This window comes from Streptomyces sp. NPDC025833 (assembly GCF_055558055.1).
Genome location: NZ_JBVHNF010000016.1, coordinates 31681 through 42817 on the forward strand (window position 1 = coordinate 31681; position 11137 = coordinate 42817).

9 protein-coding genes are annotated in these 11137 nt (G+C 75.3%); 6 read left to right on the plus strand and 3 right to left on the minus strand.

All coding sequences use genetic code 11. The annotated features are described in order from the left end of the window. Window positions 1-10: 10 nt before the first annotated feature. From ACZ4K2_RS27150 to ACZ4K2_RS27160, 3 genes are all read left to right on the plus strand, one after another. Complete coding sequence (locus tag ACZ4K2_RS27150) at window positions 11-1078, plus strand: aspartate-semialdehyde dehydrogenase (protein WP_467468134.1); 1068 nt, start codon at window positions 11-13, stop codon at window positions 1076-1078. 321 nt (window positions 1079-1399) lie between these two features. Further along, window positions 1400-2080, plus strand: a complete 681-nt coding sequence (locus ACZ4K2_RS27155) for a SigE family RNA polymerase sigma factor (RefSeq protein WP_467468132.1) — start codon at window positions 1400-1402, stop codon at window positions 2078-2080. Window positions 2081-2223: 143 nt separating this feature from the next. Beyond that, a complete protein-coding gene (locus ACZ4K2_RS27160; protein WP_467468130.1) occupies window positions 2224-3426 on the plus strand; it encodes a hypothetical protein in 1203 nt (400 codons plus the stop codon). A gap of 30 nt (window positions 3427-3456) precedes the next feature. On the opposite strand, the gene ACZ4K2_RS27165 is transcribed toward ACZ4K2_RS27160, so the two are convergent. Next, window positions 3457-4248 (minus strand): SURF1 family protein, encoded by a 792-nt coding sequence (locus tag ACZ4K2_RS27165; RefSeq protein WP_467468128.1) that lies wholly within the window; start codon window positions 4246-4248, stop codon window positions 3457-3459. 146 nt (window positions 4249-4394) lie between these two features. Between ACZ4K2_RS27165 and ACZ4K2_RS27170 the strand changes: the two genes are divergently transcribed. Next, window positions 4395-6203 (plus strand): S9 family peptidase, encoded by a 1809-nt coding sequence (locus tag ACZ4K2_RS27170; protein WP_467468126.1) that lies wholly within the window; start codon window positions 4395-4397, stop codon window positions 6201-6203. Window positions 6204-6233: 30 nt separating this feature from the next. Here ACZ4K2_RS27170 and ACZ4K2_RS27175 read toward each other — a convergent pair whose 3' ends face one another. Then, a complete protein-coding gene (locus ACZ4K2_RS27175) occupies window positions 6234-8051 on the minus strand; it encodes a potassium channel family protein (protein ID WP_467468813.1) in 1818 nt (605 codons plus the stop codon). Between the two features lie 120 nt (window positions 8052-8171). Beyond that, a complete protein-coding gene (locus tag ACZ4K2_RS27180; RefSeq protein ID WP_467468124.1) occupies window positions 8172-10217 on the minus strand; it encodes an NAD(+) synthase in 2046 nt (681 codons plus the stop codon). A gap of 232 nt (window positions 10218-10449) precedes the next feature. On the opposite strand from ACZ4K2_RS27180, the gene ACZ4K2_RS27185 reads away from it, so the two are divergent. After that, window positions 10450-10812 carry a hypothetical protein gene (locus ACZ4K2_RS27185; RefSeq protein WP_467468122.1) on the plus strand — a complete coding sequence of 121 codons (363 nt, stop codon included), beginning with the start codon at window positions 10450-10452 and terminating at the stop codon, window positions 10810-10812. 223 nt (window positions 10813-11035) lie between these two features. Beyond that, window positions 11036-11134 carry a K(+)-transporting ATPase subunit F gene (kdpF, locus tag ACZ4K2_RS27190; RefSeq protein ID WP_467468120.1) on the plus strand — a complete coding sequence of 33 codons (99 nt, stop codon included), beginning with the start codon at window positions 11036-11038 and terminating at the stop codon, window positions 11132-11134. Window positions 11135-11137 lie beyond the last annotated feature (3 nt).

Here is an 11137-nt window from a genome sequence, read left to right on the forward strand (position 1 = left end):
GCACGGACCGATGACCGGAAAGCCGACGCTCGCGGTCGTGGGGGCGACCGGGGCCGTCGGCACGGTCATGCTCCGCATCCTGTCCCAGCGCGCGGACGTCTGGGGCGAGATCCGCCTGATCGCCTCTCCGCGCTCGGCCGGCCGCAAGCTGGTCGTGCGCGGGGAGGCGGTCGAGGTACTGCCCCTGACGGAGGACGCCTTCGCCGGGGTCGACGTCGCGCTGTTCGGCGTCCCGGAGGCGGTCGCCGCCGCATGGGCGCCGGTCGCCGTCGCGCACGGCGCGGTCGTCGTCGACAACTCGGGCGCCTTCCGGGCGCAGCCGGACGTGCCGCTCGTCGTGCCCGAGGTCAATCCGCACGCGGTGCGGTCCCGCCCGCGCGGGATCGTCGCCGGCCCCCACGGCACCACCCTGACGATGATCGTCGCCCTGGGCGCGCTGCACGCCGAGTTCGGCCTGCGCGAGCTGGTGGTGTCCTCGTACCAGGCGGCGAGCGGGGCCGGGCGGGCCGGCGTGGAGACGCTCAGGGCGCAGCTCTCGCTGGTGGCCGGGACCGAACTGGGCACGAACCCCGGGGACGTGCGGCGGGCCGTCGGGGACGACACCGGGCCGTTCCCGGACCCGGTCGCGCTCAACGTCGTGCCGTGGGCGGGGTCGCTGGGCGAGGACGGCTGGTCGTCGGAGGAGCTGTCGGTCCGCGACGAGACCCGGAGGATCCTCGGCCTGCCGGGGCTGCCGGTCGCCGTCACCTGCGTACGGGTGCCGGTGGTCACCACGCACTCGCTGACCGTCCACGCCCGCTTCCAGCGCGAGATCGGTGTCGACGGCGCCCGCGAGATCCTCGCCACCGCGCCGGGCGTGGTGCTGTGCGACGACCCGGCCGCCGGTGAGTTCCCCACCCCCGCCGACGCGGTGGGCACCGACCCGACCTGGGTCGGCCGGGTGCGGCGGGCGCTGGACGACCCGACGGCGCTCGAACTCTTCGTGTGCGGCGACAACCTGCGCAAGGGGTCCGCGCTCAACAGCGCCCAACTCGCGGAGCTGATCGCGGCGGAGACGGCGCCGGCCGGCCGCCGGTGAGGGCTGCGTAGGATCCCGGTGAGGGGTGTGGCCGGGAGCATGGTCCCCACCCCTTGATCCTTTCCCTCCCGACGGCGGAGGATTTCCCTCCCGCCCCGCGCAACCGTACGGAGGGCGCGGGGCGTCTTCCCGGTCACTCTTGCGGGACCCGGGGACGTGATTCCTGGCGTGGGGACGCCGTGATCGGGGCGTGGGGACGCCCGTTCAGATGGGACATAAGGGGAGAGCGGGACGCATGTCGGTACGTGAGGCACCGTCGGTCGGCGTGGATGTGACGCCCGGCACGTACAACCCCCGAGGGGGGAAGCGTGTCCAACCGGCGTGGCAGAGGTACTCGAACTCAGTGCGGTCCGCGGCGGCGCGGCTCTGCGGCCCCGTGCGGGACTCCGGCCCCGCGCGGCCGGCGGCATGCCGGTGATCGCCCCCATGCCCGCGGCGCGACCCACCCGCATACCCGGTCAGCGTGACGGCGACGAGGAGAGGACGGGCGCGGCGCCCGCCGAGGCCGTCGGCACCACCGTCGACCACCTCACCGAGACCTACCGGGCGCACTACCGTTCGCTGCTCGGTCTCGCCGCGCTCCTGCTCGACGACACCGCCTCCTGCGAGGACGTCGTCCAGGAGGCGTTCATCCGCGTCCACTCGGCCCGCAAACGCGTCCGCGACCCCGAGAAGACCCTCGCCTACCTGCGGCAGACGGTCGTCAACCTCTCGCGTTCCACGCTGCGCCGGCGCATCCTCGGGCTGAAGCTGCTCTCCAAGCCGATGCCGGACATGGCGAGCGCGGAGGAGGGCGCCTACGACCAGCTGGAGCGCCGGGAGCTGATCAAGGCGATGAAGGGCCTCCAGCGCCGCCAGCGGGAGGTCCTCGTGCTGCGCTACTTCGCGGACATGACCGAGGCTCAGGTCGCCGAGACGCTCGGCATATCGATCGGCTCGGTGAAGGCGTACGGCTCGCGGGGCATCGCCGCGCTGCGGATCGCCATGGAGGCGCCGGCATGAGCGACAAGGCCGAAGGGGGCGATTCCCGTGACCGGAACGTGGGCGGGCGCCGCTTCGACGAAGGTCACGAGTCCCGCGCCGGGCACGAGCCGGCGCCGCGTCAGGGACCGGAGCACACGCACTCGCAGGCTGGGAACGGAACTGTGAACCACGGCCCCGACGACAAGGGCCCCGAGGGGCCCGGCCCGGGCAGCGGCGGGCACGCGGAGCACGACGCGCACGCGGAACGCGACGGGCACCGAGGAACCGGCGCGCACGAGGGAACGGGCGGCCACGAAGGAACCGGCGCGCTCGGTGGGTTCGGAGGTCCCGGCGGGTTCGGAGGTCCCGGCTCCGGCGAGTCGGACCTGCGCGGCCTGCTGCTCTCCGCCGTCGACGGACTCGAACCGCGCGCCGGCACCCTGGAGCACCTGCGCCGGGCCGTCCCCGCGCGCCGCGCCCGCAAGCGGCAGGCGGTGGTCGGCCTGGCCGCGGCGGCCCTGTTCCTCGGCACCGCGGTCCCCGCCCTCGTGCACGTCTCCCGGGCCGGCGGCGCCGACCCCAACACCGCCATGGCCGGCCAGACCTCCCAGGCACAGGGCGGCACCGGCCAGAGCACGGACAGGAGCACGCCCGAGAGCGTCCCGCCGCCCCCGGTGAGCACGCCGACCCGGTCCGGCGAGAAGACCGGCGAGCCGGCCCCGACGAACGGCCCGGACAGCCCCGGCACCGTCCCCGTCCCCGGCACCGCCGACCCCACGGTCAGCCGGAGCTCCGGCACCCCCTTGTGCACGGCGCTCCAACTGGGCTCCGCCACCGGCACCGTGAGCGCGCCCGACTCCGCCGGCGCCGTCTACGGCGGCTTCACCGTCACCAACGTCTCCGGCGCGGCCTGCGCGGTCTCCGGACCGGGCACCGTCACGTCCACGGCCCAGGGCGCCGCCGACCAGTCCAAGATCGGCTCCGTGCGGCACGTGGCCGGGGACCCGGCGGCCACGCTGCCCGACCCGTCCCTGGAGGTCGCCTCGCTGGTCCTGCGGCCGGGCGCGGCCTACGAGGAGAGGTTCGCCTTCGTCCCCTCCGAGACCTGTCCCACCAGCGGCGGCGACAGCACGGGCGGGACCGCCACGGGCGCCCCCTCACCGGACCCGACACCGTCCCAGGAGGAGACGGCCTCCAGCGGCGCGGCCACGGACCCCACCGGGGCCGCGGGCACCGAACCCCAGCTGGCCACCGAGGGCGGCACGGCGGACGGCAGCATCGCGGTCACCCACACGGCGCAGGGCGGCGCCCCGGCGGCGACGGTCGTCGTACCGGGCGCGTGCGCGGGAACGGTCTACTACACCGGGGTGCTGGCCACGGGGTGACCCCCGCGGCCGCCCCCCCCGGGGCACCGCTCAGCCGCTCGCGACCGGGGTCCGCGCCGGCTCGTCCGGCACCAGGCCCAGCGCCGCGTCCCGCTGGAACTCGATCTCGCGCCGCAGCAGCCGGAACCACATGAACACCACGAAGCCGGCGAACACGAACCACTCACCGGTGTAGCCGAGGTTCTGGAACGCCTTCAGGTCCAGGCCCGTGCCGTCCGGCGCGCTCGCGGGCACGGACCTCATCGCGCCGTCGGCCTTGTCCAGCGTCACCCACGCGTCGTACAGCCGGTACGGCACCAGGTTGACCAGGGACGCCGAGCTGATGGCCGCCGTCTGCCCGGCGGGCAGCCCGCCCTCGGCGCTGACCCCGTTGTCCCCGGGCGTCTCGGACGCCTGGAGCGCGCCGGTGACGGTGACCTCGCCGGCCGGCGCGGCGGGGGCCTTCGCGGGGTCCGCCGTGCCCGGCAGCCACCCCCGCACCACGGGCAGCGCCTTGCCGGACGGGGTGCGCAGCAGGGTGAGGACGTAGAAGCCGCGCTCGCCGTCCAGCTCCCGTCCGGGCACCAGAAGCTGCTCGCCGTACCGGCCGGTGGCCGTCGCCCGCCGTCCCGACGTGCTCTTGTCGACGGGCAGCAGGCTCGCCAGCGGGCGCGCGGCCTCGTCCCGGCCGGACGCCGCCCGCTCGCTCACGGCGCGGTGGTCCTGCACCCGGCCCTCGAACCGGCTGAGCTGCCACGACCCCATGAAGACGCAGAACGGGATGGCGAGCAGCACGAAGACGTTGATGCCCCACCAGCGGGGTGTCAGCAGGAAGCGGTACACGCCCTCCACGGTACGGCGCCCGCGCCGGGCGCCCGCCCGCGGGTCGGCCCCCGGCCGGTCCCCGCCGGGGCAGGCGGTCACGGGCCGGGCGGCCGCGTTCCCCGATCGCCGGCGCGGCCGGGCAGTATGGGCGCATGACTGGGGCCATGAGTGAGAGCAGGACGCCGGACACACCGGACATGCCGGACTGGGAGAGGCGCTTCCGGGCGCCGCGGGTCTCGCTGCCCGACTGGGCGGAGGACGCGCCGGACCACTCCCTGTTCGTGTCGAACGCCACGGGCACGTACGAGCTGTACGCGTGGGACCGCGCGACGGGCGGGCAGCGGCAGGTGACGCACCGGCCGAACGGCACGACGGACGGCGTGCTCTCCCCGGACGGCGCGTGGATCTGGTGGTTCGACGACAAGGACGGCGACGAGTTCGGGATCTGGCGCCGCCAGCCCTTCGCGGGCGGACCGGACGAGCCGGCCGTGCCCGGGCTCGCCCCGTCGTACCCGGCCGGGCTGGCCCTGTCCCGGGACGGCCGCACGGCGGTCGTCGGCCGCTCCACGGACGAGGACGGCACCACCGTCCACCTGGCGCGCGCGGGCGCGGACCCGGTGGAGATCTACCGGCACCGCGAGTCGGCGGGCGTCGGCGACCTCTCGCCCGACGGCCTCCTGATCGCCGTCGAGCACACCGAGCACGGCGACGCCATGCACGCCGCGCTGCGCGTGCTCCGCCCGGACGGCACCACGGTCGCCGAGCTGGACGACACCAAGGGCGGCACCGAGGAACTGGGCCTGGAGGTGCTGGGCTTCGCCCCGGTCGAGGGCGACACCCGGCTGCTCGTCGGGCACCAGCGCCGGGGCCGCTGGGAGCCGATGGTGTGGGACGTGGCGACGGGCGAGGAGCGGGACCTGGCCCTGGAGCTGCCGGGCGACGTCGGCGCCGAGTGGTACCCGGACGGCTCGGCCCTCCTCGTCGCCCACGGCTTCGAGGCCCGCAGCGAGCTGTTCCGGTACGACCTGGCGGCCGGCGAGCTGACCCGCATCCCCACCCCGCCGGGCACGGTCTCGGGCGCGACGGCCCGCCCGGACGGCAGCGTGGAGTACCTGTGGTCCTCGGCCGCCGAGCCCCCGGCGGTGCGCTCCACGGCCGGCGGAGTGGTCCTCGACCCGCCGGGCATGGCGTGCCCGCCGTCGGTGCCGGTGGAGGACGTCTGGGTGGAGGGTCCCGGCGGCCGCATCCACGCGCTGGTGCAGAGGCCGGCCGGCGCCACCGGCCCCCTGCCCACCGTCTTCGACCTGCACGGCGGCCCGACCTGGCACGACAGCGACTCCTTCGCGGCGGGCCCGGCCGCCTGGGTCGACCACGGCTACGCGGTGGTCCGCGTCAACTACCGCGGCTCCACCGGCTACGGCCGCGCCTGGACCGACGCCCTCAAGCACCGGGTCGGCCTGATCGAGCTGGAGGACGTGGCCGCGGTGCGCGACTGGGCGGTCTCCTCCGGCCTCGCCGACCCGTCCCGCCTGGTCCTGACCGGTGCCTCCTGGGGCGGGTACCTCACCCTGCTCGGCGTCGGCACCCAGCCGGACGCCTGGGCGCTGGGCATCGCCGTGGTGCCGGTCGCGGACTACGTCACCGCGTACCACGACGAGATGGAGGCCCTGAAGGCCATGGACCGCACCCTGCTGGGCGGCACCCCGGAGGAGGTCCCGGAGCGCTTCGAGGCGTCCTCCCCGCTGACCTACGTCGACCGGGTCGCGGCACCGGTGCACATCTCGGCGGGCGTCAACGACCCGCGCTGCCCGATCCGCCAGATCGACAACTACGTCAAGAGGCTGGAGGCCCGCGGCGCGGTCCACGAGGTGTACCGGTACGACGCCGGGCACGGCTCCCTGGTCGTGGACGAGCGGATCAAGCAGGTCCGCCTGGAGCTGGAGTTCGCGCGGCGGCACCTGGGCGACTTCTAGGAAGCCGAGCCCCCGAGGGGTCCGCGGGGCTCAGCGCAGCTCCGCGAGACCCCGGCGGGTGGCGGCCACCACCACCCGGTCGCCCTTCGCCAGCACGTGGTCGTCCGCGGTGTCGGTGCGGCCCTCCAGCGCGAGCACCCGCCACGCCCCGGGCCGGAACGCCTCCCGCACGGTGCGCCCCTCCAGCCGGGGGTGCCCGTCGACGTCGACGGCGGCGAACACCAGCACCCGCCGCTCGACCGGGATCGCGCCCAGCACCTGCCGTCCCAGCATCGCCCCGGCGAACGCGGGGGCGGCCAGGTGGGTGACGCTCCGGCTCCGGGTCAGCGCGTGCGGGTGGGCGGCCCGCAGCGTGCGGTACACGGCGGTGGCGAAGTCGTCGTCGTACAGCCGCAGCACCACGCGCAGGTCGGGCCGGACGGTCCTGGCGTACAGCACGGCCTCCAGGTTGGTGGTGTCCGCGCTGGTCACCGCGAGCAGCGTCCGCGCCCGGTGGATCTGGGCGGCCTCCAGGACGCCCTCCTGGGTGACGTCCCCGAGCACCACCGGCACCCGCAGCCGGCGGGCGGTGGCCAGGCCCCGCGCCTCCGGGTCGGCCTCCACGCACACCACGGGCACGTCCAGCTCCCGCAGCCGGGTCAGCACCCGGGTGCCGATCTTGCCGAGCCCGAGCAGCACCACGTGCCCGCTCAGACCGCGCGGCGGTCTGCGCAGGGCGGAGGCGGTGCGGAAGGTGCCGAACGCCTCCAGCGCGGCGGCCAGCAGCAGCGGCAGGAGCAGCAGCCCGACCAGCGCGGACAGCAGTTGCAGGAGCTGCCGGCCGAGGGGCGCGCCGAGGGCCGGGTCGTCGATCGCGAACAGGTCGAGCAGGGTGACGTAGAACGCGCGCACCGGATGGATGCCGGTCACCAGCCACAGGGCGACGGCCAGACCGGCCACGCAGCCGGCCAGGACGGCCAGCGACCAGCGCAGCCGCCGCGAGAACAGGGAGGCGAGCGGCATGACGCCGGTGGTGCGGCGGCCGGGCGCGGCGGACTCGGCGCCGCTCGCGGCGGAGACCTGTTCCAGCACCACGGCGTGCCGTCCGGCGGCCCGCCGCACCTCCTCGTCGTCGGGCAGCAGCCGCGGCTGCTGCTCACCGCCGCCGTCCGGGTCGCCGCCCGAGAGCAGGGCGAGGGTGTACGGCGCGGCGGCGGGCGGGTCCGCGGGCAGCGGCCGTTCCACGGCCCGCAGCAGCAGGCCCTCGGTCTGGACGACCTTGCCGGTGCCGGCCACGGCGGTGGCGGCCAGCGCGGGCGCGGCGGTGTCGGCGTCGGACAGCACGGTCGTGCCGGTCCCGGACCCGGCGGCCGGGCCGTCCTCCGCGTCGCCCGCGGCCAGCGCGGCCGCCTGGTCGAGGAGCTCCTCGATGTGCTGGCCGAGGCGCCGGTTGTACAGGCGCAGGACGAGGCGCAGCCGGGGGTTGAGCCGGCGGGCGGTCAGCGCGGCCCGGATGTTGGTCTCGTCGTCGTCGTACACGAGGGCCAGCGCGGCGGCCCGGGCCACCCCGGCCTCGGCGAGCACCTCCTCGGTCGGCTCGGCCGCCTCCCAGACCGTCTCGGTCTCCCGGCGCTGGTCGGCGGCGGGGCCGGCGGGCTGCCCGGTGCCGCCCGTGCGGCCGACGGTGCCCACCGCGGCGCTGACCACGCGGTCGAACAGCGCGGCCGACGCGGCCCGGGCCCGGCCGACCACCGGCGGCCGGGCGGTGCGGCCGTTCGGCGGCACGACGAGGACGACCTGCTCGCCGTAGACCCCGCGCAGCTCGGCGGCCAGCCGGTGCGCGAGCCCGTCGTCGCCGCACACCACCATGTGGTCCTGCGGGGCCCTGGGCCCTTGCTGATTCGGAACGCTCGCCACGAGGAGGAAGAGTGGCCCGGGCGGACGGGCGGTTCCCGCGCGCCCCGAACGCCCGCGTCCGGACGGGGACCGCTACGCCTGCCGCTCCGGCCAGTCGAAGCGGTCCAGGTCCCTGAGCCACGCCTCCGCGTTGCCGTCGGACGGGGCCCGCCAGTCGCCGCGCGGGGAGAGGGAGCCGCCGGCCGAGACCTTGGGCCCGTTCGGCATGGCCGAGCGCTTGAACTGAGCGAACCCGAAGAAGCGGCGGCAGAACACCTCCAGCCAGTGCCGGATCTCGGCGAGGTCGTACGCGCCGCGCTTCGCCGCGGGGAAGCCGGGCGGCCAGGCGCCGGCGTCCGGGTCGTGCCAGGCGTGCCAGGCGAGGAAGGCGATCTTCGAGGGGCGGAAGCCGTAGCGCAGCACCTGGAAGAGGGTGAAGTCGTGCAGCGCGTACGGGCCGATCTTCGACTCGGTGGACTGCATCTCCTCGCCGGGCACCAGCTCCGGGCTGATCTCGGTGTCGAGGATGGCGGTCAGGATCCGGCCGGTCTCGTCGTCGAACTGGCCGCTGCTGACGACCCAGCGGATCAGGTGCTGGATCAGCGTCTTCGGCACGCCGGAGTTGACGTTGTAGTGGCTCATCTGGTCGCCGACGCCGTACGTGGACCAGCCGAGCGCCAGCTCGGACAGGTCGCCGGTGCCGAGGACGATGCCGCCGCGCTGGTTGGCGAGCCGGAACAGGTAGTCGGTGCGCAGACCGGCCTGCACGTTCTCGAAGGTGACGTCGTAAACCGGCTCGCCGGCGGCGAACGGGTGGCCGATCTCCCGGAGCATCAGCCGGGCGGTCGGTGTGATGTCCAGCTCGGCGGCGGTCACGCCGAGCGCGCGCATCAGCCGGTGGGCGTTGTCCTTGGTGTGGTCGCTGGTGGCGAAGCCGGGCAGGGTGAACGCCAGGATGTCGCTGCGCGGCCGGCCCGCGCGGTCCATCGCCCGGGCGGCGACGATCAGCGCGTGCGTGGAGTCGAGGCCGCCCGAGACGCCGATGACGACCTTGGGGCCGCCGATCGCCGCCAGCCGCTGCTGGAGCCCGGCGACCTGGATGTTGTACGCCTCGTAGCAGTCCAGGGCGAGCCGCTCGGGGTCGGCGGGCACGAACGGGAACCGCTCGACGTGCCGCCGCAGCCCGAGGTCGGTGAGCGGCGGGTCCAGCTCGAAGGAGACCGTCCGGAAGTCACCGGTCCGCGCCCCGTGCGTGCGGCGGTTGTCGTCGAAGGTGCCCATCCGGTGCCGCTCCTGCCGCAGCAGGTCGAGGTCGACGTCGGCGACCGCGTACTGGTCGCCGAGCGGGAAGCGGTCGGACTCGGCCAGCAGCATCCCGTTCTCGTAGATCATGGTCTGCCCGTCCCAGGACAGGTCGGTGGTCGACTCGCCCAGGCCGGCCGCCGCGTAGACGTAGGCGGCCAGGCAGCGGGAGGACGCCGAGCGGCACAGCAGCCTGCGGTCCTCGGCGCGGCCGACGGTGATCGGGCTGCCGGAGAGGTTGACCAGCACGGTCGCCCCGGCGAGGGCGGCCTCCGCGCTCGGCGGCACCGGCACCCACATGTCCTCGCAGATCTCGGTGTGCAGCACCAGCCCGGGCACGTCCTCGGCCGCGAACAGCAGGTCCACCCCGAACGGCACGTCGGCGCCGGCGACGCGGATGGTCCCGCCCCGCTCGTCGTGGCCGTCGGCGATCTGCCGGCGCTCGTAGAACTCCCGGTAGTTCGGCGGGTACGACTTCGGCACGACCCCGAGGACGCGGCCCCGGTGCACGAGCACCGCGCAGTTGTACACCCGGTGGCGGTGGCGCAGCGGGGCGCCGACGACCAGCACCGGCAGCAGGTCGGCCGAGCCGGCCACCACCGTCCGCAGCGCCTCCTCGACCCGGTCGAGCAGGGCGTCCTGGAGCAGCAGGTCCTCGATCGAGTAGCCGCACAGGCCCAGCTCGGGGAAGACGGCGACGGCGACGCCCTCGTCCGCGCACCGGCGCGCCTGGCGCAGGACCGCCTCGGCGTTGGCGTGCGGGTCGGCGATGACGGTGTGGCCCGTGCACGCGGCGACGCGCGCGAAACCGTGCTGATAGATCGACCAGAAGTTCAACGGTGCTTCCTTCGTGACGGAACAGACGGCGCGGGCGAAGCGCATCTCCTGGGGAAAGCCTAGATCCCGGCCTGGCTGCGCCCCGGACCCGGCCGGGTACTCGGAACATGGCTGAGTACCCGGTACCCGGACGCGGCTGAGTATCTCCGCTCTGTCCGGCGCCGGCGGGCGGAGCGAGGCTTGACCCACGAGTAGTCAAGGACATGCGCACCCCGTTCGCCGGCTGCTGCCGGTGCTCGCGCCCGTCGTGGCCGCGCCCCTGGCGTGGGCCGCCTGGCTGGGCTGGGACCAGCACCGGGACGTGGCGGCGGACGGCTCGACGAGCGGCCCCTACCAGCCCTGGCAGGTGGCCGGGCTGGTCCTCACGCTGCTGGTGCCGGTGTACTGGGCCGCGGTCCGGCGGCACCGCGCGGCCGCGGTCCTCGGCACCGCGGCCGGCCTGACGGCCGCCGCCTGGTTCGACTGGTCGGACGACGCCGGCGGTCTCTTCGCGGTCGGCGTGGGGCTGGTCCTGGCCGGCAGCCTCGCCGCGACCGCCGCCGCCACCGCCGTGATCGGCCGCACGCGGCGCGGGCGTACCGGTGGGGCCTGGTGAGGGGGCCCGGCGCGGTGCCGTAAGGGACCCGTCAAAGCCGTGCGGGCCGCCGTAAGGGAGGTGTCAACGGCGGCCGTGACCGGCCGGGAAGGCGGTTTCCTCGGAGTGTCCGAAGGAACCGAACCTCACCCCAGGAGTCCACGATGGCCGATGTGGCCTTCGTCGTCGCCGTCGTCGCGGCTTTCGCGCTGGTGGCACTCGTCGCCAAGGGGGTGACGAAGCTGTGACCGCAGAGAACGCCGAGAACATAGTCGGCCTGGTCGTGGCCGTCGCCCTGCTGGGCTATCTCGTCCTCGCCCTGATCCGCCCGGAGAGGTTCTGAGAG